14 protein-coding genes are annotated in these 24,618 nt (G+C 29.6%); 13 read left to right on the top strand and 1 reads right to left on the bottom strand.

All coding sequences use genetic code 11. The features are described 5' to 3' along the window. Position 1 precedes the first annotated feature (1 nt). From J7M87_RS16375 to J7M87_RS16365, 3 genes are read left to right on the top strand one after another with little or no spacing between them, the layout of a single operon-like run. Complete coding sequence (locus tag J7M87_RS16375) at positions 2–274, top strand: preprotein translocase subunit YajC (protein WP_291652624.1); 273 nt, start codon at positions 2–4, stop codon at positions 272–274. A gap of 12 nt (positions 275–286) precedes the next feature. Then, a complete protein-coding gene (locus tag J7M87_RS16370) occupies positions 287–2,272 on the top strand; it encodes a heparinase II/III family protein (protein WP_291652622.1) in 1,986 nt (661 codons plus the stop codon). A 34-nt stretch (positions 2,273–2,306) separates the two neighbouring features. Next, positions 2,307–3,101, top strand: coding sequence for a hypothetical protein (locus tag J7M87_RS16365; protein WP_291652620.1), 795 nt, complete (start codon positions 2,307–2,309; stop codon positions 3,099–3,101). 248 nt (positions 3,102–3,349) lie between these two features. Here J7M87_RS16365 and J7M87_RS16360 read toward each other — a convergent pair whose 3' ends face one another. Continuing rightward, positions 3,350–3,502, bottom strand: a complete 153-nt coding sequence (locus tag J7M87_RS16360; RefSeq protein WP_008680595.1) for a zinc-ribbon domain-containing protein — start codon at positions 3,500–3,502, stop codon at positions 3,350–3,352. A gap of 747 nt (positions 3,503–4,249) precedes the next feature. Here J7M87_RS16360 and J7M87_RS16355 point away from each other — a divergent pair. The 10 genes from J7M87_RS16355 to J7M87_RS16310 all read left to right on the top strand — a co-directional run bounded on the left by J7M87_RS16355 (position 4,250) and on the right by J7M87_RS16310 (position 24,617). Then, positions 4,250–9,550 (top strand): beta-N-acetylglucosaminidase domain-containing protein, encoded by a 5,301-nt coding sequence (locus tag J7M87_RS16355; RefSeq protein ID WP_291652618.1) that lies wholly within the window; start codon positions 4,250–4,252, stop codon positions 9,548–9,550. Positions 9,551–9,973: 423 nt separating this feature from the next. Beyond that, positions 9,974–14,020, top strand: coding sequence for an alpha-L-fucosidase (locus tag J7M87_RS16350; RefSeq protein WP_291652617.1), 4,047 nt, complete (start codon positions 9,974–9,976; stop codon positions 14,018–14,020). Between the two features lie 239 nt (positions 14,021–14,259). Continuing rightward, the gene (locus J7M87_RS16345) at positions 14,260–18,690 is read left to right on the top strand and encodes a glycoside hydrolase family 2 TIM barrel-domain containing protein (protein WP_291652615.1); all 4,431 of its coding nucleotides are present in this window, start codon (positions 14,260–14,262) and stop codon (positions 18,688–18,690) included. A gap of 334 nt (positions 18,691–19,024) precedes the next feature. After that, positions 19,025–19,711 (top strand): Wzz/FepE/Etk N-terminal domain-containing protein, encoded by a 687-nt coding sequence (locus J7M87_RS16340; protein ID WP_291652613.1) that lies wholly within the window; start codon positions 19,025–19,027, stop codon positions 19,709–19,711. A gap of 72 nt (positions 19,712–19,783) precedes the next feature. Continuing rightward, a complete protein-coding gene (locus J7M87_RS16335) occupies positions 19,784–20,422 on the top strand; it encodes a CpsD/CapB family tyrosine-protein kinase (protein ID WP_291652611.1) in 639 nt (212 codons plus the stop codon). Positions 20,423–20,501: 79 nt separating this feature from the next. Then, on the top strand, positions 20,502–21,113 hold the full coding sequence (locus J7M87_RS16330; protein WP_291652609.1) for an exopolysaccharide biosynthesis polyprenyl glycosylphosphotransferase: 612 nt from the start codon (positions 20,502–20,504) through the stop codon (positions 21,111–21,113). A gap of 13 nt (positions 21,114–21,126) precedes the next feature. Further along, positions 21,127–22,449, top strand: coding sequence for a UDP-glucose/GDP-mannose dehydrogenase family protein (locus tag J7M87_RS16325; RefSeq protein WP_291652607.1), 1,323 nt, complete (start codon positions 21,127–21,129; stop codon positions 22,447–22,449). A 45-nt stretch (positions 22,450–22,494) separates the two neighbouring features. Continuing rightward, complete coding sequence (pssD, locus tag J7M87_RS16320) at positions 22,495–22,953, top strand: PssD/Cps14F family polysaccharide biosynthesis glycosyltransferase (RefSeq protein ID WP_291652605.1); 459 nt, start codon at positions 22,495–22,497, stop codon at positions 22,951–22,953. Further along, the gene (locus J7M87_RS16315; RefSeq protein WP_291652603.1) at positions 22,950–23,795 is read left to right on the top strand and encodes an ATP-grasp fold amidoligase family protein; all 846 of its coding nucleotides are present in this window, start codon (positions 22,950–22,952) and stop codon (positions 23,793–23,795) included. Before pssD ends, J7M87_RS16315 begins: the two co-directional genes overlap by 4 nt. Before the next feature lie 120 nt (positions 23,796–23,915). After that, positions 23,916–24,617, top strand: coding sequence for a glycosyltransferase (locus tag J7M87_RS16310; protein WP_291652601.1), 702 nt, complete (start codon positions 23,916–23,918; stop codon positions 24,615–24,617). The last annotated feature ends 1 nt before the right edge of the window (position 24,618 follow it).

The raw sequence follows: 24,618 nt of genomic DNA, 5'->3' as shown, positions 1-24,618 counted from the left end.
AATGAGTACCGAAAAAATAATATTTATAGTCTTAATTATTATAATATTCTTAGTTTATTATATTATCTCATCAATGCTTAGATATAAGGGAATTAGAGAGAATAATGAGAAGCATTCTAAATTTCTTGATGGACTTAATATTGGAGATAAAGTAGTTTTGAGTTCTGGAATTTTTGGAATATTAAGGCGAAAGAATGAAAGTGACTACTCCGTTGAAATAAGTGAAGGTATTATAATAAAAGTTCTACCGTCTAGCATTATAGGAAGAAGTTGAGGATATTAAATTATGATAGCTTTTGATTTAGTTAATAAATATAGTAATGATTTTTTAGGGGATAATTGGAAAGAAATTGTTCGAGAAAATTGTAAGAAAGAAATAAAAAGAGCAAAGTTTCAAGGAGATTTACTTTGTCGTAACGTAATAATTTATAATGATCCTATGGATATGGAAGCAACATCCGTTCCTTATGTATTTGATGGAGAGGATTGGAACAAAACCGCTAATTTGGACCCGGAATGGACATTTATGCTAAGTCGTAACGGATTTATGGTAGATTTAGCAATTTCATATAGGCTTACTGAAGATAAAAAGTATCTAGAAAAATGGAAGGAATATCTTTTTAGTTTTATAAAGTATAATGGAATTCCTTCAGATTATAATAAAGATTCTTGGCGTACTCTAGATACAGGGATAAGATTATCTAATTGGATGAGAAGCCTGATATATTTAGGAAATGATTTAGAGCTATCTAAGGAAGAGTTAGAAAAATTTGAAGAGTCATTAAAAATACATTTAGAATTTTTATATGAAGCTTATAAACCAAAGGAATTGTTAAGTAATTGGGGAGTATTACTTATTACAGGCGTACTTTCAGTATCTATTTTATTTCCTAATCTAGTAGATAAAGAACATAGAAAATGGGCATGGGACTTGTTAGAAGATCAGCTTAATATACAATTTTATCAAGATGGGGTGCATTGGGAACAAAGTCCTATGTATCACCATGAAGTTGTATTAAGTACAACATATGTAATGATGCATGCTGAATATACAAAGCAAGAGATACCGTTAAATCTTAGAGAAAAGTTAAAGCCTTTAGTTGCTGCATCTCAATTTTATATAAAACATAATGAAAAATTACTTTCTTTACATGATAGTGATAATGTTGATTTTTCATATGTGTATAGCATATATAGATGCCTTGGATTATCATCTGAGGCTCCTTCTAAAAATGAAAAAGGAATTCTATTTGTTGGAAGTATGTATGAGAATAAGTATATAGATTCTAAGAATGTTTCAGTTAACGGTTGTTTTAAACAAATAGATAGTGGATTCTTGGCATATAAGGATAATAATCATTTAATAACATTATTTAATGGTAGACATGGAAGTGCTCATGGGCATGCATCTCTTGGAAGTATGACTATTACTTTAAATAAGACTGATATAGTAGGGGATCCGGGAAGGTTTACTTATAGAAATGATTCCCCATTAAGAACGGGTTTTAAAAAGCAATGGATGCATAATACTGTAGATGTTGATGATAAAGAAGATTTTAAGATCAGTGGAGATTCTTCATATGATGAAGTTCAAGAGCCAATAGGAAATATCTATAATCAAAAAGGAAATTATATAGCCTTAGAGGGAATATGGTCAGGAAAGACTGATATGACAGAAAAAGAAAAGATTGAAAATTCAAAGAACAACTTATATACAATAAGAAGAACAGTTTTTGTAGAAAATAAAATGAATGTCATATTAGTATTTACGGAAATTGATTATCCTGGTGAACATAAATGGCGTTCAATTTATAATATTGAACCAACAGCAAGATGTATTTATGAAGAAGAAAAAATGGTGGTTCAATCTGAAAATATGAGCTTTATAGTAGATGTTTTAGAAGGGGAACCTTTTATAAAGACAAAGAGTATTTTCTCTAATAAATACAATCATCTATGTAATAATGATAAATTAGTATCTAGTTCTTCATTTATAGATAGAGGGGTTAAGGTAGAAGCTTTTTATGAAAAAAATACTATTAATATAAGACCTTTATATGTTCATCAAAATGGTAAATCTGAAGAAGCTGAAAAGGATAAGATGATTGGATTTGAAGTAAAGAGTTTAAAGAATGATGAAGAGTTTTCAATATTCTATTGTGGATTTGATACCTTTAAAGGAAATAAAATCTATTATAGTGAAAAAGGGCAAGGAATATTCGGTAAGTTAACTATTTTTGATAAGGATAATAAAAGAATTAAACTTTTATAAAAATTTAATTCATAGTAAAAAGGAGAATAATAAAATGTTAAAGGTTCAATTGATTTCAGGAAAAGGAGAAGTTATTAAAGAAGCATTTAGTGAAGAACGTGTATATTTAGGATATAAGGGAACTCTAGATGATGGAGCGTCAGTAAAAATTCTTAACTCTAATCCAGGAGAATATTTATGGGTTAAGATAAACAAGTGTATTGATAAATCATTAGTTTATCTTAAAGGCACTGAGATGCATTATATATTTCCTTTTACTGAAGAGGCTAAGGTAGCTTATCCAGTTGGAGCATTTGAAGGCGATAGGCATTATTTTTCAGTTGAAAGACCTACTAAAGAGGAATTAATGCAGTATAGAAATGTAGCATTGAATCCTGCAGATCAAAAGAACGAAACAGGTGTTTATCCTCATGCAATAGCAAATGTTGAAACTAGAAATGAATCAGTATTCTTTGCAAGTAATGCAATAGATGGGATTTGTGTAACTGATGGACATGGAAGATGGCCATATCAATCTTGGGGAATAAATAAACAAAAAGATGCAGAGATAACTATTGAATTTGGAAAAGAAGTTTCAATAAATAAAATAGGTTTATTTTTAAGAGCTGATTATCCACATGATAGTTATTGGACGAGTGTTAAATTATCATTATCAACTGGTGAAGAAATGATATTAAAAACAACTAATAGTTCAGAGTGTCAATATTTTGATATTCCTCTATCTAAAGTTGAATGGATAAGGTTGTCAGATCTAATAAAAAATGAAGATGAGTCAGAATTTCCTGCGTTAACACAAATAGAAGCATGGGGATGGATAGATAAATTTTAAATTACTTTATTCATCAATATTAAGTATATAGTAATTAATAAATAAAATAGATGAAAAATAAATGTAACCATTAATAAAAGCGAAATAGATTAAAAAGTGCCCAAGTAATTGGGCACTTTTAAATTATATACATTTTAAATTATATACAATTTACTTTAAATAACTCTCAAAAAATATATAAGCAGGAGAGAAGAGTAAGAAAAAATAAAAAAGCTATAGTTTTCACTATAGCTTGTAACAATCTAAAATTATCTTCTATTTTGTTCTTTTTTAGCTCTTCTACAAGAAATACATCTTGTTGGCTCATTATCGAATCCTTTTTCTTTATAGAATTCTTGTTCTCCTACTGAAAAAATGAATTCGCTTCCGCAATCTCTGCATGTTATTGTTTTATCTGACATATATAGTCCTCCTAAAATTAAAGATTCTAATTTGATAATAATCTCTAATTTATGAGAAACTAATTATCGAAATGAAACTTTTTTGTTTTGTTAGCAACTTGCTACTCATTTATAATAACATAGATATAAATATAATGCAATAGCATTTGTTAAAAATATTAATTATTTTTTGAAAATTTTAAAAAATTATATAATATACATAAAATTATTGCTAATAAATATGATATTAAAAAATAAAAGAAAAAAATGTTACTGGTAATGAACAAGTTTTCATTTATAAAGGGAGCAAATCGTTATAAATTATAATTTTAAAACATATGTTGAATAAAAAACAGAGTAGTCATAAAAAACTTAATAAAAAGAATAGTTAGAATATTTTAGAAAATATATTGTAAATTAAGGAAGAATTTACTATAATATATATGAAAATACAGTAATATGTTTGTTTTAATTAGCGTGTAATCAATTAAATTTGAGCATTAGCTGAAAAGGATTTATTATCCTTTTCAGCTTTTTTTTATGGAAAAGTGTTAAATTTTAAAACTTTGAAATATGATTATATAAAGTACTTATTACTTGAGTATTTTAAAATACATTTACTTAACACTTTCTTTAGCTACTTCGTCTTTCAAGTAAACATATATAAGTTTGCGTTGAGTTGAGGTGAGGGACGTTATGGAATGAACAAATTTATATATGCTAATTTGTAAACAAATGCATAACAAAAATTTAAGGGGGAAAGAGGCAATGATAAAGAAATCGAAAAGATATTTATCAGCAATGCTTACAAGTGCCATATTATTATCCAATATGTCAGGCACAATTAGTGTATCGGCTGAAAGTCTATCTAATGGGGCACAAGCGGCTGAAGTTACTACAGTAGAAAATACTGAGTATGAAATTTATCCATCACCACAAAGGATAGAATATCAAGATGGAAGTTCTAATCTTGATAACGGTGTAAACGTTGTTTATGAAACTGGTATAGATAGCTATACTAAAGCTCGCCTTGAAAATGAAATTTTAAAAGCTAATAATATTGGCTATGAAGTTTCATCATCTAATTCAATTGTTGATGGGAAAACTAATATTTTAGTAGGTATTGAAGGGTCTAGTGAAGTTGTTGATAAGTATGCAGATAAATATACTTTATCAACAGAAAATCTTTTTAGCAAAATTGATTCTTATTTCTTAGCGGCTGACAATAACATTATTACTGTTCTTGGAAAAGATACAGATGCAGCTTTTTATGGGCTAACAACTTTATATCATGTAGTAAATCAAATAAATAATAATACAATAAGGAATTTTAAAATTGAAGATTATGCAAATGTAGTTACTAGAGGATTCATAGAAGGGTACTACGGAAATCCATGGTCAGTAGATGACCGAAGTGATCTTATGAGTTATGGTGGATATTATAAATTAAATGCTTACTTTTATGCTCCTAAAGATGATCCAAAGCATAGAGTTCAGTGGCGTTCACTTTACACTGAAGATGAGCTTACATGGATTAAACAGTTAGCTGATGCAGGGAATGCTTCTAAGTGTAGATTTGTATATGGAATTCATCCATTCCCAGGAAATGATGCTTTTGGAATAAATAAGGATGAAGCAGGATATCAAAAGGATTTAGCAGATTTAAAAGCTAAGCTTAAACAAGTTATAGATCAAGGTGTTAGACAAGTTGCTATACTTGCAGATGACTTTGCTAATCCAGGTGGACCACTTGGTCTTAGATTAGTAAACGACATAACTACTTGGTTAGAAACTGAAGTAAAGACACAGTATACTGATATGAAAACTACATTACCATACATTCCTTTTGATTATATGGGAAATGGATCAAGCAACGAATTCACTTCTTTAAAACAAGCTCCAGAAAATGTGCAACTTGTTATGACTGGTGGAAGAGTTTGGGGAGAAGTAACTCAAAACTTTTCACAAACATTTAAAAATAATACAGGTAGAGCACCATATTATTGGATTAACTGGCCATGTTCAGATAACTCTAAGCAACATTTAATTATGGGTGGTAATGATACATTCTTACATCCAGGAGTAAATCCAACACTTATTGAAGGCATAATGCTAAATCCAATGCAACAATCAGAAGCTAACAAATCAGCTCTATTTGCAGTTGCAGATTATTCTTGGAATATCTGGGAGACTAAAGCAGAGGCAGATCAAAATTGGAACGATTCATTTAAATATATGGATCATAATACAGCTATAGAAACTGAAGCTTCAGCTGCTTTACGTGAAATTAGTAAGCACATGATAAATCAAAATATGGATAGTCGTGTTACTGCATTACAAGAATCTATCGAATTAGCTCCAAAATTAACAGCATTTAAAGAAAAGTACGATTCAGGTGCACTTGTTAAAGAAGATGCATTAGAATTAATTGAAGAATTTACAAAACTTAAAAATGCAGCAAATTATTATAAAAATAATCCAGGAAATGCAAAGACAAGAGATCAAATAATTTACTGGTTAAATTCTTGGGAAGATACAACAACAGCAGCAATTGCATACTTAAAAGCTATTATTGCAAATGAAGAAGGAAATAATAATGATGTTTGGACAAACTATTCAGAAGCACAAGCTGCATTTGAAAAGTCAAAGACTCATGGATTCCACTATGTAGATCATACTGAATATGCAGAAGTAGGTGTTCAACATATTGTTCCATTTATAAAAACAATGGAACAAGCGTTAGCTCCAATAGTTTCTGGTATAGTAGATCCATCTAAGGTATTTGCATCTGTTATAACTAATAGATCAGATGTTCCAGCTGGAAACTTATCAAATGTTTTAGATAACAATCCTTCAACTGAAGTTGTTTATAAGAATCCAAATACGATAGTAGCAGGAACTTATATTGGAGTTAAGTACAATAAAGTAATTAATATTAAAGATATAGAATTTTCATTAGGTGCTATTTCTAATCCAAATGATACAATGCAAGAGGCTAAACTTCAATATACAGTAGATGGTAGAGAATGGATGGATTTAGAAGAGGGAAAGGTTTATTCTATGCCAAGCAAAATTACTGTTGATGGTTTAAATCTTGATGCAATGGGAGTTCGAGTGATTGCAACTAAAGATAGATCAAATACATGGTTTGGTGTTAAGGATATAATAATTAATAAAGATGATATTGCAGTTGGAGAGCCAGAAATAAATACTACTATAATAAGAACTCCAGGATGGCAGGGAATTCATAGTGGACCTGAATCGAATTTATTAGATGAAAATGATTCAACAGATGTTTGGTATAAAACTCATACAGGAGATATGACTAATGTTGGAGATTACATTGGCGTAGATTTAGGTTCAGTAATTCCAGTCGGAGATGTTAGATTTGTTGTTGGAAGAAATGGTTCAACTGATAAATGGACTAGCTATAAATTAGAATATTCAACAGATAATCAAAATTGGACAACGTTTAAAGAATATACAGGAAGTGCTAGCGGGCAAGATGTAATTGAAGAAAACCTTGAAGGAAAAGAAGCTAGATATGTAAGGTTAACAAATAAGAAACAGGAGCATAAGTGGGTAATATTCTCAGAAATTAGTGTTAAAAAACAAGGTTCTATTGAGTCAACAAAGAATGTTTACACAAATACTGATTTAGAAATTTTATCAATTTTTGAGAATGAAGAATTAACTAAATTAGTTCCAAAAGAAAATATTACTTTACATGCTAATGAATATATAGGAATTCAGTTAGATAGAATTAAAGACTTAAGTGAAATAGCTTTAGAAGTATCAAATATGGATGGATTAGCATTACAAATATCTATGAATGGATTAGAGTGGACTAATGTTAATTTAGAAACAAGAAGTAATTTACAAGATGCTAGATATATTAGATTAATAGCTAATAAAGATGTTACTTTCAATTTAAATAAATTTGAAGTTAAGTCTAATGAAATTTATGCTCCATCTATAGTAGAATCATTTGTAAAAATTAATGGTAAAGTAGAAAGCATATTTGATAAAAACTTTAATTCATCAGCATCATTTAATTCTTATCCAAGAAAAGATAGTGGTATAGTATTTGACCTAGGGCAAACTATGAATATAAGTAATATTACTTATGCTGTATTAGATACAGAAAGGGATTTCCTAAGAGATGCTAAATTCCAAATATCTTCAGATGGAGAAGAATGGACAGACGTGATAACTATTGGTGATGGTGTAGAAAATGATAATAGTGATATGGAGGATAAGCCAGTTGATGCTGGATATAATCATGGAGATAGTACAACTATAGTTCCAATTTCTCATGCTTTTGTAAAAGGTGAATTAGATTCAGCTAAAGAAGCAAGATATTTAAGAATATTATTTACTGCAAACTATATGCATAGATGGGTTAAAATAAGCGAAATCTTAATTAATGATGGTGAATATGTTAAAGCTGTAAATGATCCAACCTTTATATCAAATCCAATAGAGCTAGAAGGATTTGGACCACAAAATGTTAAGGATGGAAATTTAACTACAGCATATAAACCAAATACTAATAATGGACAAATAAAATCAGGAAGCTTAATATATCGTTTATCTGAAAATACAGATGTTAAGAAGATAAATATTGTTCAAAGTGGTAATGGTATTTCAAATGCTAAAGTTATGGTTAGAACTGGATATGATGAAGATGGACAAGAAGTTTGGAATGAACTTGGAACACTAGATAAGAGTTTAAATGAAATTCTAAATACTGAATATGATAACATCTACGAAATAAGAATTGATTGGGAAGGGGTAGCTCCTACTATATATGAAATAGTTACAATCAATAATTATGATATACCAAATATAACTGATTTAGAAGAATTAATATCATCTTCTGATGAGTATATAGCAGAAAACTACACATCAGGAAGTTTTGCTATATTTACTGAAGCTTTAGAAGCTGCAAAATCTACATTAGATAATTTAGCAAGTGCAAGTCAATCTGATATTGATAAAGCTAAAGAAGATTTAGTAAATGCAATAACTGGATTAGTTGATATTCAAGCTTTAAAAGATGTTATTAATAAAGCAAGTGCTATTATAGATAGTGATGTAGAATACACAGAGGCAACATTAAATGCTCTTAAAGAAGCTGTGGAAGCTGCAAATACTGTTTTAACTAATGCTGATGCAACAAAAGATATGGTAACAGAAGTTATAGATAATGTTAATAAAGCTATTGATTCTTTAGTTGTAGTTGAAAATAAACCTGCAAATAAAGAACAATTACAAGCTTTAGTTGATAAAGCAAGTTCAATATCAGAAGAAGACCTTTCAAAGGTTGAAGATGAATCATTAGTTTCTGAATTTAAAGAAGCTTTAGAAGCAGCTAAGGCGATATTAGCAGATAAAGAAGCAACACAAGAAGTTATAGATGCATCAGTAGATAGATTAACTAAAGCAATAGAATCTTTATCTTTTGAAAATACAGATAAAGGAGCTTTAACTGATTTAATAGAAAAGGTAATGAGCTTAAATAGTGAAAACTATACAGAAGAATCCTGGAATGCCTTAAAAGATAAATTAGAAATTGCAAAGGAAGTTCTTTTAAATAATAATGCAAGTGAAGAAGAAGTTTCAAAAGCTTATAATGAATTATTTAAGGCTTTCTCTGAATTAAAAGTAAAACCAAGCAAAGAAAGACTTGAAGCTTTAATTAATAAAGCGGAAGGCTACAAGAAGAGTGACTATACAAAAGAAAGTTTTAAAATTCTTAGTGAAAAATTAAAAGCAGCTAAAAAAGTATTAAAAGATAAAAATGCTACAGAAGCTGATATATTAAAAGCAGAGCTTGAATTACAAAAAGCAATAGATCAGTTAGTAGTAAAAGACAATAATAATGGTAGCAATAACAACAGTAACAATGGTAATAACAATTCTAATAATGGGGGCTCTGGAAACAGTGGATCTTCAAATAATGGAAGTGGTAATTTACCTCTAACAGGAGGCACTTCATCACTTGCATTAGTAGGAATTGCAGCAACACTAATTGGTGCTGGAACTGTATTAAGAAGAAGAAAGTAATTTCTATTTTTCTGGGCCTTAGGGGAATTTCCCCTGGGGCTCAATTATTTACAAATTCAAATTATCAAAATTCTTAGATAAATCTATAAATTTCTAACATGATTAGTAAATGATTACAAATGAGTTGTGATTAATGATATAATTTAATGGTATGAATAGAGTATAAAATTAGATTTAATAATGATATATAGAAAGTGTTAAAAGATGTGAAAAAGATAAAGTATTAAAAGTATTAAAAGTATTAAAAGTATTAAAATAGATGCAAATTTTAAAAGGGTTAGAAACTATAGAAAGATTGAAAATGTTAAAGATGGTTTAAGGCTAAAAAAGGTGAACTCTAAAAAGGGTTGATATGCCAAAAAAATATTAAGTGTCTAAAATTTTCTTAATATTCTTATATAAAATTTATGGGGGGAGAAATATATGAAAAGGGTAAGAAAATTGATATCTACTATAGTTATTGCAGGGATGGCGTGCCAAATAATACCTATAACTGCAATTGCAGCTGAAATTAATACTGTAAGACCACCAGAATCATTTGGTGCAATACCTAATGAGTCTCAAGTAAAGTATCATGAAGAAGAGCTAGCAGCTTTTATTCACTTTGGGATGAATACATTTACAAATAGTGAGTGGGGAAATGGAAAGGAAGATCCAAATACTTTTAATCCTACAGATTTAGATGCAGATGAATGGGTAAAAACATTAAAAGATGCAGGATTTAAACGGCTTATAATGGTTGGAAAGCATCATGACGGTTTTGCAATATGGAAAAGTACAGTCACTGAACATGATATAGAAAAAAGTACTGACTGGCAATTAACTCAAGGTGGACAAGGAGATGTATTAGAAGAGGTTTCTAAGGCATGCACAAAATACGATATGGATATGGGGATTTATCTATCACCATGGGATGCTAATTCACCTTCTTATGGATATGGAACAGGAACTGATGATGCAACAGATAGTAATGGTGATTATAATGAATTTTATATTGAGCAATTAAGAGAAATATTAGGAAATGATAAGTATGGTAACAACGGAAGATTTGTCGAAGTATGGATGGATGGTGCTAAAGGTAGTGGAGCAGCAGCTCAAAACTATGAGTTTGATCAATGGTTTGATTTAATAGAAGAGTTAGAGCCTGGTGCTGTAGTATTTAGTCCGTATGGTTCAACTGTAAGGTGGATAGGAAATGAATCGGGAAAGGCAGGAGATCCAGTTTGGTCAAAAGTTAATAAAAAGCGTATAAGAGATAGATATGATTTAGGGGCAGGAGATGAAAATCAATATCTTAATAATGGAGATCCAAATGGAGATATATGGAGTATAGGTGAATGTGATGTTTCATTAACTAGTGGATGGTTTTGGCATTCAGGAAATAAGCCAAAGACTATGGAGCAGTTAACAGAAATATACTTTAGTTCAGTAGGAAGAGGGCAACCTTTATTACTTAATGTAGCTCCAGATAGAACAGGACATTTTACTCAAGAGGATATTGCTAGAATAAATGAGTTTTCATCTGCTATTAATAACTCCTTTGATGAAAATTTAGCAGATCCAGAAACAACTAGTGCTACAGCTTCATCAGTTAGAGGAAATAGTAATGATTATAGTGCAAATAATGTATTAGATGATGATGATGACACATATTGGACAATGGATGATGGAGAAATTACTGGAAGCATAACGATAGACTTAGGAGAAGAAAAGACTTTTGATATCGTATCAATTGAAGAATATATAAAGTTAGGACAAAGAATATCTGAGTTTTCCGTAGAAGTATATTCTAATGGAACGTGGAAAGAGTTTGGTAGAGGACATACAATAGGAGCAAAACGTTTAGTTAGAGGTATGCCAGTAAGTGCATCTAAAATTAAAATAAATATCGAAGATTCATTAGCTGTACCATTGATTGAAAACGTTGAAGTTTATAAGGCTGATGAAGCCTTTGAAATAGAATCAATAGTACCTTCTGGAACAGACTTTATTGATAATGTGGATTTTGCAAATAAAGATAGATGGATTCAAGAAAATATTGGCATAGGTAATACAGGAATGTATTCAAATATTACTGGAAATCATTCAAGTTTTACTTTTACAGGTACTAAAGCATGGATTATTGGTACCTTAGATCCAGGTCATGGAATTATGGAAGTTTGGGTTGATGGAGAAAGGGTTTCAGATGTAGATACTTATAATTCAAAAAGATCTGTTTCACAAATATTATATGAAACTAATGATTTAGAATATGGAGAGCATACCGTTAAATTGGTTGTTAAAGGTGAAAAAAATCCTTCGTCATCAGGAAATTATATAGGGTTAGATTGTGCTTATTATTTAAATAATAATGAATCAGGAATGTTTGAAATAGAAGATACTAATTATATAGTTGATGAAGGTGAATCTAAGGAAATAACAGTAAAAAGAGTTGGTGGAAGCAAAGGAGCAGCTACAGTACATTTTTCAACATCCCCAGATAGTGCTGTTCATGGTAGACATTATAATGATGTGAATAAGACTATAGAATTTGCTGATGGACAAAAAACAGCTACAGTTTCTGTTGAGACTATAGATAATGATGAAAAAGCAGGAGATGTAAAATTCTATTGTAATATTGATACTCCAACTAATGGATCAATAATTGGATTTAATAAGAAGTCTGAAGTAACTATTATAGATAATGATGTAGAGAAGCCTTACACAGAGGAGAATCCTTTTATATTACCTACTGCTTTAGATGAGAAAAAGTTATTGGAGGCAGAATTATTTACTCTTAATCCGATTGAAGGAAATAAATATGTAAGAATAGGGGAAGAGTCTGGAGCAAGTAATGGAAAAATGGTTACTTGGTTTGAAGAAGGAAATAAGATAAGAGTTCCTTTTTATGCTTCAAAGCCAGGAACATATACATTTAATATGTTCTACCAATCAGGAAGAAGTGAAGGAAATTTAAATAAAGTTAATTGGAGTGGAAAAAATATTGAAGCTGGTAGTAAGTCAGTTCCAGGAACAGGTAATCAAAGTCCAGTTCCAATTATAAAGACAAGCTTTGATGTTGTAGTAATAAAAGCTGGAGCTGGAGAATTAGTTTTTACAGCTGATGCACAAGCTTCACCCAATATTGATGTTTTTGAAGTAACAGCTAAGGAATTAATTGAAGCTAAACATACTATTACAGCAACATCAGGAGAAAATGGAAGTATTAGTCCATCAGGAGCAATAACTTTAGAGGATGGACAATCACAAACATTTACGTTTACTCCTAATGAAGGGTATGAGGTTAGTGATGTTATAGTAGATGGAGTTTCTGTAGGTGTTATGGACAGCTATAGATTTGAAGATATAAAAAAGGATATGACTATAAATGTTGTTTTCAAATTAAAAGATACAGATGATAATGCATTGAATAGTAAAGAAAATCCTATTGTATTAAAAGATGGACAAGTAATGATAGAAGCTGAAAAATTAGAATTAGATGGTGAAGGTGGAGAAATAGAAAATAAAGAAGGAGCTAATGATGATAAAGTTGTAGGCTGGTTAGGAAATACTAGTAGGGGAAATGCATGGTTAAACATGTGGCTAAATTCTGAATCTGCAGCTGTATATGATATAGAAATAAGATATTTTTCTGGAGCAGACAATAATTTGTTTTATGTAAATAATGATGAATCAATATTAGGAAAAATAGAATGTAAAAAAACAGAGCCTAATTTTGAAACAAAAACTATTAGAGTTTCACTTAATAAAGGACTAGATAAAATTAAGTTTTTTAATAATGATGAATCAACAGTTAATATTGACAGCATAAAAATAACAAAAATAAAAAATATAGTAGATAAATCAGAACTAAACACAGCTATAGAAAATGCTAATAAAGTAGAAACATCAAGATACACACCAAATAGTTTAGAAAAATTTAATGAAGCGTTAGTAATTGCAAATGGTGTAGTATCTGATAATGAAGCAACTCAAGAGGAAATTAATGAGGCTATAAGTAATCTAAAGAATGCAACAGAAAATCTTATAGAAAAAGCTGATAAAACAGAATTGGTAAATTTATTAGAAAGAGCGAAAGTTATTGATTTAGATAAATACACTAGTGAAAGTAGAGAAAATTTAAAATATATAATAGCAAAAGTAGAACAGGTTATAAGAGATGAAAATGCAACTCAAGAAAGTGTAGATGGTATAAAATTAGAACTTTCAAAAGCCATTGATAATTTAGTTGAAGCTAATAACAATAATAACGGAAATAACAGTAGCAATAATGAAAATAATAATAACAATAATGGCAATGTTAACAATAATAATACTGGAGGCAATAGCGATAATGGTAACAATAATAGTATTAACAACAATTCTCAAAAGTTACCAAATACAGGTTCCGTATTAGGGAATCTATCTAGTATTATAGCTGTTGGATTGTCAACAGTTGGTGCAATATTACTTAGAAAAAAAGAAAATTAGATTTTTATTTATTAAGAGAATTAATTGAGGGTTAGATATTAGAAATAGTTATCTAACAAGAAAATTTCTGAGATCTAATATCAAGGACAATTTTCAAATTTATGAATTAAACTATATGAGTAAAAATTATGTTTTGCTCAATATTTTATGATTAAATAGTTCTACAAATTAGGAACTACTTAGGATTAATAATATTGTTCAAATAAATAAAAAAGATATTTTATAGGGGAGGATTTTATATGAGACCATTTCAAAAAAAATGTTGTGCTTTATTGGTAGGAATGTCTGTAATGACTAGCTTAGTACCAACAACTAGAACATCGGCAGTATCTTTAAACGCTGAAGCTAAGCAAAAGCAAAATGCCGAAACAGTTTATGTAGGTTTTATTAAAGATGGAGAAAGATCTACATTATTTAACCAAGATTGGCGCTTTTACAAAGGTGATCAAGTTGGTGCAGAAGCTGTTGATTTTAATGATTCAGCTTGGCGTTCTTTAAGCTTACCACATGATTGGAGTATTGAAGGTGATTTTACTGTTGAAGGTGAAGCAGAAAGTGGGTTTTTATTAGGTGGTACTGGATGGTATCGTAAACATTTTGTTGTTCCAGAAAAGTATGAAGGCAAAGAATTTACTATAAACTTTGATGGGGTTTATATGAATGCTGAGGTTTATGTAAATGGTAAGCTAGTAGGGGAACATAACTATGGTTATACAGCATTTGCTTTTGATATAACTGATGAATTGATATGTGATGGAGAAAGTGAAAATGTAATAGCAGTTAAAGTAAGAAATCCAATTCCAAGTAGTAGATGGTATTCTGGAAGTGGTATATATAGAGATGTTACATTAACAGTTACAGATTCTATCCATGTTTCACATTTAGGAACAACTGTTACTACACCAGAAGTTGAATCACAAAAGGGTGGAAATGTTGATGTAGTAGTTGAAACAGTTGTAGAAAATGAATCAGATAACACTAGTGATATTAAACTTAAAACTACTGTTGTAAATTCTGATGGAGAAGAAGTTAGTAATCCAGTAGAAACAACTGAAAATATAACTGCAAATGGAAACTTTACTTTTAAACAAACAGCTGTAGTAAATAATCCAGCTTTATGGTCAGTTGATAACCCAAATATGTATAAAATAAAAAATGAGGTTATAGTAAATGATGAAGTAGTTGATACTTATTATACAGACTTTGGATTTAGATATTTTAACTTTGACAGAGATACAGGCTTCTCATTAAATGGAGAAAATATGAAGCTTAAAGGTGTTAGTATGCACCATGATCAAGGGGCTTTAGGAGCAGCTTCTTATTATAGAGCTGTTGAACGCCAAATGGAGATAATGAAGGAAATGGGTGTAAATTCAATTCGTGTTACTCATAATCCAGCAAGTGAAATGTTATTAGAAATCTGTGATAGATTAGGGCTTTTAGTTATTAATGAAGCCTTCGATACTTGGACAAACTCTAAGAATGGTAATGTAAATGACTTTGCTAAATTCTTTAATGTTCCTATAGAAGAAGGTAACCAAATAATTAATGGAGAACCAGGAATGTCTTGGGGAGAATTTGAAGCTAGAACAATGGTTAAGACTTCAAAAAATAATCCATCAGTAATTATGTGGTCAATAGGAAACGAAGTTTTAGAAGGTATAGGAGGAGATTCATCTAACTATGCTAAAATTACACAAGATATCATAGATTGGGTTCAAGATGAAGATACAACTAGACCTGTTACTATTGGAGATAACAAAAGTAAAGGATGGGATAATAGAGCTATAGCTATTTCAGATGTTGTTGCTAATAATGGTGGTATAGTTGGATTTAACTATGCTAATGAAGATCAATTTAACAGTTTAAGGGATAGCAAAGATAATTGGATACTTTATGGATCAGAAACTAGTAGCGCAGTTCATAGTAGAGGATATTACAAAGTTAGAAATCATAACGATGAAAGTAGAAAGGATCTTCAATTACCTGAATTTGATAACAATTCAAATAAGGTAGGTTGGGGACACTCTGCAAGTGATGCATGGAAATACACAATAAAACATGACTATAATGCAGGAGAGTATGTATGGACAGGCTTTGATTATATTGGAGAACCTACACCTTGGAATGGAACAGGAACAGGAACTGTTGGTGGAGGAAAAGGAGCTGCTCCAAAATCAAGTTACTTTGGTATAGTTGATACAGCTGGATTTGAAAAAGATGTTTATTATTTATATCAAAGTCAATGGAATGATGATGTAAATACTTTACATGTATTACCAACATGGAATGAAGAAGATATTCCAGTTGAAAATGGAAATGTTCAAGTTGATGTATTTACAGATGCTTATAAAGTTGAATTATATTTAAATGGTAGATTAATTGATACTAAAACAGCAACAGAGCATACAACACCAGTAGGATATAAATATTATACTTTTGAAAATGATTCATTATATCCAAGTTTCACTGTTCCATATGAAGAAGGTACAGTAGAAGCAAAAGGATATGATAAGGAAGGTAATTTATTAACTAAAACGGAAGGTAGATCTTCAGTTACAACTTATGGAGAAGTATCTACTGTAGATTTAAGTGCTGATAAAACTACTATAAGTGCAGATGGATATGACTTATCTTATATTACTGTTGATTTAGTAGATGAAGATGGAAATATAGCTTCTGGAGCTAATAATAAATTAACTTATACTCTTGAGGGAAATGGTAAAATAGTTGGTTTAGATAATGGTAATGCAGCTGATACAGATAGATACAAACCAGAAACTGATAAATCTGGAACTAGAAGTGCATTTAGTGGTAAAGCTTTAGTTATAGTACAATCTACTAAAGATGCAGGCGAAATGACTTTAACTGTTTCAGGTGAAGGGTTAGAATCTCAATCTATAACTATTAATACTGTAAATACAGCAGGTGATAATAAATATATAGAATCTTATGATATAGTTAAAGATTATTATGTATCATTAGAAGAAAAGCCATTACTACCAAAAGAAGTTACAGCTAGATATAGCGATGGTACTACTGAAACTTTAAAAATTGATTGGAATGAATATGATGAAGCTGAGTTAAGTACTCCTCAAATATTTAAAGTTACAGGTAAATTATCAGGTACAGATATTGCGGTAATTGTTAATGTACATGTAATTGGTGATGTAGTTTCAATGGAAAATGTATCAACTTTCACATATGCAGGAAATACTCCGACACTTCCTAAGACAGTAAAGGGATATTTAGCAAATGGTACAGAATCAGAAGAATTTGTTGTTAATTGGAATCTTGATGGATTAGATTTTTCAAAGGAAAATACAGATGTTTCTGTTCCAGGTACTGTAGAATTATTAGGTAAAACTTATAATGTTACAGCAAATGTACGTATAGTTCCAGCTTTAAAAGCAGCTAGAAATCTTGCTATAAATAAAGCTGATGAAAATGATGATATCCCAGTATTATCACAAAGTCCTAAAGTAACAGCAGATAACTTAAATTCTATTAACAATGGAATTACAAATGGTGGGGAAAATGTTAATGAGCGTTGGACAAACTGGAATGAACGTAATTTAACTGGAGAAAATGGAGAACCTAAGGGAGCTTATGTTCAATTTGATTGGGATAATAAATATGATATAGATCGTCTAGATTTATGGTTATTTACAGATAACTTAAGTGCAAGAATTCCAAAGAAAGTTGAAATTAGCTATAAAAATGAAAATGGAGAATATGTTGTTGCTCCACATACAAATACAACAGAAGTATCACATACAGCAGGAGAAACAACTTATTTCTTAGATGAAGTTATAAATACTGATAGTATTAGAATTTATATGCAACAACCACAAGTTGGAAATTGTGTTGGATTAACAGAAGTAAAAGTTTATGAGTATGTAATGCAAGAAAATTCTAAAACTACAAATACTTTAACAGAAATAAAAATAGATGGCAAAGCTTTAGAAAACTTTGATCCAACTACAAATGAATACTCAATTAATTTAGAAAAATTACCAGAGTTAGTTGAAGCAACAGCAACTGATAATGCATCAGTAACTATATTACCAATCCATAATAATAAATCAACAATAGTTGTTCGTGCAGAAGATGGATCTAAAAATGTTTATACTGTAAGTTATGTATTACCAGCACCAAAGGAATATACAGTTACAGTAAATAAAACAGAAGGTGGTTCAATTGCCGGAGCAGGAAAATATGTAGAAGGTGAAGAAGCTACTTTAGTTGCAACAGCAAATAAAGGATTCAAGTTCCTAGGTTGGTTTGATGCAGATGGAAAAGAAGTTAGCAAAGATGCAACTTACAGATTTATAGTTAGTTCTGATGTAGTATTAAATGCTAAATTCGAAAAAATTCCTGAAGTTGTGGATCCAAGTGACCCAATAGACCCAGAAGAGCCAACAAACCCAGAGAATCCTGGTAATCCAGAAGAACCAACAGATCCAAGTGACCCAGGAAAGCCTGTAGATCCAAGTAATCCAGGAAATCAAGGTGGCTCAAATAGCTCAAATGATTCAACTGGAGATAGTGATGCTAAATTGCCTTCAACTGGTTCAGTGGTATCAAGTACTCAAATACTTGTATTAGCCTTAGTACTAGTAGGAATAGGAACAGTTATATTAAGAAAAAGAAAATATGGATTAAAATAAGTTAGACTTTTTTATGCCTCAGGGGAATTTCCCTTGGGGTATTTTTTTATAAAGAAAATAAAAATAGACTTGCCTATTGCTTTTTTAAAAATAAATTTATATTACCAAATATTTATATGTAACAAATATTTAATTTATCCATATAATTTAAATAAATTAATGAAAAAAATGATATTAAATGAGGAAAATACTAAATCTTTATAAAAGATTATATATTGAAAAAAAGTACATAAATAAAGTTTTTGACAGTATTAATAGAAAATTCATGAAAAAGAGTAAGTTTTATTATGTAGATACTTAAAAATAACTTATGAGTCTGAATGGGGGAGGTAATTTGGAAGAGCAGCTAATAAGTATTGAAGAAATTATGAAAATACTAAAAAAAAGGATGAGAATTATAGCGCTAATAACATTATTATTTACATTGGCTTCAGCATTATTAACTTTTTATGTAATTGAGCCAAAATATGAAGCGAATACAAAGCTTTTTATAGGAAAAGAAGCTACAGGGACCAATCAAAGTTATAGTCAAAGTGATGTGATAATGTACCAGACATTAATGAAAACTTATTGCGAAGTAATAAAAACAAATGATCTTATTGTAAATGCTACAAAAGAAGCTAATGTTGATTTAAATGCAGAAGAAGTTTTAGAAAACATAAATGTAATTACAATTGCTGATACACAAATTTTAGAAGTTAGTTTTAAAAGTAGAGATGCAAAAGAGGCAAGGGATTTAATTGAAGGAGTTACAAAGGAATTTATAAAAATATCAAAAGAAATATTTCCAAATGGGAATATAAAAGTATTGGAAGAAGTAAGCCTTCCAGAGAAGCCAGTAAGCCCAAATAAAGTAATTAATATTTCAATAGGATTTTTATTAGGAGTAATAACGAGTATTGGATTATCATTTTTATTAGAATTTTTAGATAAGACAATTAGAATAAAGGAACAAATAGAAATAGAATTTAATGTATCCGTAATTGGATTGATTCCAAATATAAAAGAAAGGAAAGCTTAAATATAGTTATGTACTATCACCTTTGTAATATCATTAACTTCAAAAATAGATAATAAGTAAGAAGGGAGAAAAATGCTTATAGTAGAGAAAAATCCTAAGTCAGTTATTTCAGAAAGCTTTAGAACTTTAAGAACAAATTTACAATACTCATCTTTAGATAATCAATATAAGGTAATTGTAATAACTAGCCCAAATCAAGGGGAAGGAAAGACGACAATAGCATCAAATCTTGCATTGACTCTTGCTCAGGAAGAAAGCAAAGTTGTTTTAATAGATTGTGATTTAAGAAAACCATCTATTCATAGAAGATTTAAAATCTCCAATTCAACTGGTTTATCAGATGTATTATTGGATGAAGAAGAGTTTGTTATAGCATCAAATCAACACGAAAAAAATATGACTATATTAACATCTGGACATATACCACCCAATCCAGCAGAAGTATTAGCCTCTGATAAAATGTCTAAGCTTTTAGATTGCTTAAGGAAAAAGTTCGATTATATTATTTTAGATACGCCTCCATTACTTTTTGTAACAGATCCTCAAATACTATCAATTAAAGCCGATGGAACTATATTAGTACTTAGGGCAGGAAAAACTAAAAAGAAGGAAGTAAAAGATTCTTTTGAATTACTTAGAAAAGTTAATGTCAACATAATTGGAGCAGTTTTAAATGCAGTAGATAATAATGAAAATAAATATTATTACTAATACCCAAAAGCATAATACACTAAAGCATAGAAAAACTAAGACAATGAATTAAGAGTTATTAATAAAAGTAGGAGGAAGTATGAAAAATATTATTTACTTAATCCTTAAAAGAATAATAGATATCATTGGATCTATTTTAGGTATTATTTTAGCAAGCCCAATATTATTAGTTATGGCAGTCTTAATAAAATTGGAATCAAAAGGGCAAATACTTTTTTCTCAAACTAGGGTTGGCCTACATGGAAAAGAATTTAAAATTTATAAATTTAGATCAATGGTAGATGGAGCAGAAGCACTTAGAAAAAGCATTGAAGATAAAAATGAAATGTCTGGCCCTATGTTTAAAGTAAAAAATGATCCTCGGATTACGAAAATAGGAAGGTTTATAAGAAAAACAAGTATAGATGAATTACCGCAGTTAATAAATGTTTTAAAGGGTGAAATGAGTTTGGTTGGACCAAGGCCAAGCCTTCCAAGTGAAGTTGAAAAATTTGAACCTTGGATGCTAAAGAGACTGGAAGTAAAGCCAGGACTTACTTGCAAATGGCAGGTATCAGGAAGAAATAATATTTGCTTTGAGGATTGGATGAAGTTAGATATAGATTATGTGAATCATAGAAATATTACGTTAGATATAAAGTTAATATTTAAAACAGTTATTTTGCTATTTGGAGATAAGAATGCATATTGATTGGAGGAAGTGAATGAATATAGTAATGGCTGGGACTGGCTATGTTGGATTAGTTACAGGAGCATGTCTTTCAGAAATCGGACACAATGTATTATGCGTAGATATTGATGAAAAGAAAGTTGAAGTAATGAAAAGTGGGAAAACTCCAATATATGAGCCTGGTCTATATGAAATAATAAAAAGGAATTTTGATGCTGGTAGACTAGATTTTACTACTGATTATAAAAATGTATATAAAAATGAAACTGTTGTGTTTATTGGAGTTGGAACTCCGGAGAGAGAAGATGGTTCAGCTAATTTAGATTATGTCTTTGATGTATGTAAACAAATTGTTGAAAATGTAGAAAGTGATTGTTTAGTTGTAGTTAAATCTACTGTGCCAATAGGAACTAATGATAGAATTGAGGAATTTTTAAAAGAAAATTTAGTTAATAACGTAAATGTTGAGGTAGCATCTAATCCAGAATTTTTATCACAGGGAACAGCTATAGTAGATACGATGCAAGCAAGCAGAATAATCATTGGAGTAGAATCAAAAAGAGCAGAAAATATATTAATAGAAATATATTGTAAATTTAATCGGCCTATAGTTTGCACTGATAGAAGAAGTGCTGAGATGATAAAATATGCTTCAAATGATTTCTTAGCATTAAAGATAAGTTTTATTAATGAAATAGCTAATGTTTGTGAAATTATAAAAGCAGATGTAGAAGATGTAGTAAAAGGAATGAGCTATGATAAAAGAATTGGAAACAAGTTTTTAAGTGCGGGGCTAGGTTACGGAGGATCCTGCTTTCCTAAAGATACTAAGGCACTTCATTGGCTAGCAAACGATCATGGATATGAGATAAAAACTATAAAAGCAGCTATAGAAGTAAATGAAAATCAAAAGCTTAAGTTGTTTAGAAAAGCTAAGCAAAGATTTGGAAGTTTAAAAGGAAAACGGATTGCGGTACTTGGATTAACCTTTAAGCCTGAAACAGATGATTTAAGAGAAGCACCATCAATTTCTAATATAAAAAGATTATTAGATGAAGGAGCAGAAGTAATAGCTTTTGATCCAGTGGGAATAGAAAACTTTAAGAAAAGGTATCCAACAGAAATAAGTTATGTATCTAATCCAGAAGATGCATTAAAAGATTCAGATATGGTATTTATATTTACGGAATGGAAGGAAATAAAAGCAATAGAATTAAAAAAATATATGGAGTTAATGAAAACACCAATAATATTTGATGGAAGAAATTGTTTTAGATTAGATGAAGTTAAAGAAATAAAAATAGACTATTATTCAATAGGAAGAAAAGAAATTCTTAATTTAAAAATTGAGCAATAAAATGTGTATATTATATAAAAATTAAAGGTGAAATGGTAGAGTGAAATGAAAAAGATTTGTTTTATAGCTTCCACTGGAGGACATTTTGATCAACTAATGATGCTTAAGCAAATTATGGATAAGTATGATAGCTTCATTATAACTGAAAAAACATCTTATCAAGCTATAAAAGATACTCGAAAAACTTATTATTTAAAGCAAGTAAATAGGCATGAAAAAATATTTATATTCAAAATGCTTGTAAATCTTATAAATACTTTAAAAATATTTATAAAAGAAAAGCCAGATGTAGTTATATCAACAGGAGCTCTAGTTACTATACCAATGTGTATAATAGCTAAGATATTTAGAAAAAAACTTATATTTATTGAATCATTTGCCAAAATTAATAGTCCTACATTAACAGGGAAACTTTTATATAAATTTGCAGATCAGTTTTATGTGCAATGGAAAGATATGCTTAAAGTATATCCTAAAGCTATTTATAAGGGGGGGATATATTGAAAAAATTAAGAAAGATCTGTGCTTTTTTGCCCACTAAGCTTGTTATATATATAGATAATTTTATGGCATATGGTAAGGTATTAAATTTAAATGAACCAAGGTATTATGGAGAAAAAATACAATGGATAAAATTATATGGACAAGTTGAAAGATTCACTTCATTAGTTGATAAATATCAAGTTAGAAGTTATGTTGAAGAGAAAATAGGAAGTATATATTTACCAGATTTATATAGGATATATGAAAGTATTTATGAAATAGATTATGATGAATTACCAGAAAAATTTGTTTTGAAGCTGAATAATGGTTCTGGTGGAAATATTATATGTAGAGATAAGCCATTACTAGATAAAGAGTTAACTAATGAAAAGCTTAGAAGGTTAATGAAAGAAAAATACTATAAATATACAAAAGAACTTCAATATAAAAATATAAAAACAATGATATTATGCGAAGAGTACTTAGAAGATAGTAGTGGAGGCTTAATAGAGTATAATTTACATTGTTTTAATGGAAAGGTTGGATTTATTGAGGTTCATACAGATAGGTTTAATGTATATAAAGAAAATTATTATTATCCTGATTGGTCAGAAGCTAAGTTTAGAGGAAAGACAAAGAGTAGTGCAAAGCATATAGGAAAGCCAAAAAATCTAGAAAAATTAATTGAGCTTTCAGAAATATTAGCAAGTGATTTTGCTTATGTAAGAGTTGATTTCAATGCTGTAGATAATAAATTATATTTTGGGGAACTTACCTTTACTCCATCTAGTGGTACAGAGGGATTTTACCCTATTGAATATGATTTAGAAATAGCTGAAATGATAGATCTTAGTAAGTATTAAATAAGTAAGTAGAAAAATAGAAATTGATAAGGAAAAAATGGGGATTAAGCAGTATTAATGGAGAGTTAGCAGTAAAAGTTTGGGGGCTTTCAAATAGATATTAAAAATGGGGTGAAGTTTATGGATAAAATACCTAAAGTTATACACTACTGTTGGTTTGGGGGAAAGGAGAAGCCTAAATTAATAAATAAATGTATGGAAACCTGGAAAAGGCATCTTAAAGATTACAAGATAATAGAGTGGAATGAAGAGAACTTTAATATAGATATGTGTAGCTTTACTAAGGAAGCATATAAAGATAAAAAGTGGGCTTTTGTATCAGATTATTGTAGACTGTGGGTTCTATGCAATTATGGGGGGATATACTTAGATACTGATATTGAGATTTTAAAGCCATTAGATGATTTATTAGATGATAAGTCATTTACAGGAGTTGAAGAGGAAGATAAAATAGCCTTTGGTATATGGGGATGTAGAAGGCAAGATAAGTTTTTAGGTGAGATTCTAGAATATTATAATTTACTAAATTACTCAGAATATAAGGGGAACTTACAAGGATTAGCAATTCCGATACACATTACAAATATGGCAAAAAAATTAGGATATATAAAGAATCAAGATAGTATTTCTTATTATGGTGATGATATAGCTGTATATCCTAAAGAGTATTTTTATCCTAAAAGACATGCTTGGGAAGAACCTGAAATTACAAAAAACACATATACAATTCATCATTATGAAGGAACTTGGAGAAAACCATATCAAATATTAAGAACAAAAATTAAGGAGCTATTATTGAATGTTATTAGATCTTTCAGATAAA

The organism is Clostridium sp. (assembly GCF_017888565.1).
Lineage (GTDB): Bacteria > Bacillota > Clostridia > Clostridiales > Clostridiaceae > Clostridium.
The sequence above is the reverse complement of the archived record's forward strand: the minus strand, read 5'-3'. Positions and strand labels throughout refer to the sequence as shown.

Excerpts from the sequence above, each read along its gene's own strand:
- J7M87_RS16360 (WP_008680595.1), bottom strand. The coding sequence starts at position 3,502 with ATGTCAGATAAAACAATAACATGCAGAGATTGCGGAAGCGAATTCATT.
- J7M87_RS16345 (WP_291652615.1), top strand. The coding sequence starts at position 14,260 with ATGAGACCATTTCAAAAAAAATGTTGTGCTTTATTGGTAGGAATGTCT.
- J7M87_RS16370 (WP_291652622.1), top strand. The coding sequence starts at position 287 with ATGATAGCTTTTGATTTAGTTAATAAATATAGTAATGATTTTTTAGGG.
- J7M87_RS16310 (WP_291652601.1), top strand. The coding sequence starts at position 23,916 with ATGGATAAAATACCTAAAGTTATACACTACTGTTGGTTTGGGGGAAAG.
- J7M87_RS16330 (WP_291652609.1), top strand. The coding sequence starts at position 20,502 with ATGAAAAATATTATTTACTTAATCCTTAAAAGAATAATAGATATCATT.
- J7M87_RS16375 (WP_291652624.1), top strand. The coding sequence starts at position 2 with ATGAGTACCGAAAAAATAATATTTATAGTCTTAATTATTATAATATTC.
- J7M87_RS16355 (WP_291652618.1), top strand. The coding sequence starts at position 4,250 with ATGATAAAGAAATCGAAAAGATATTTATCAGCAATGCTTACAAGTGCC.
- J7M87_RS16335 (WP_291652611.1), top strand. The coding sequence starts at position 19,784 with ATGCTTATAGTAGAGAAAAATCCTAAGTCAGTTATTTCAGAAAGCTTT.
- pssD (WP_291652605.1), top strand. The coding sequence starts at position 22,495 with ATGAAAAAGATTTGTTTTATAGCTTCCACTGGAGGACATTTTGATCAA.
- J7M87_RS16365 (WP_291652620.1), top strand. The coding sequence starts at position 2,307 with ATGTTAAAGGTTCAATTGATTTCAGGAAAAGGAGAAGTTATTAAAGAA.
- J7M87_RS16350 (WP_291652617.1), top strand. The coding sequence starts at position 9,974 with ATGAAAAGGGTAAGAAAATTGATATCTACTATAGTTATTGCAGGGATG.
- J7M87_RS16325 (WP_291652607.1), top strand. The coding sequence starts at position 21,127 with ATGAATATAGTAATGGCTGGGACTGGCTATGTTGGATTAGTTACAGGA.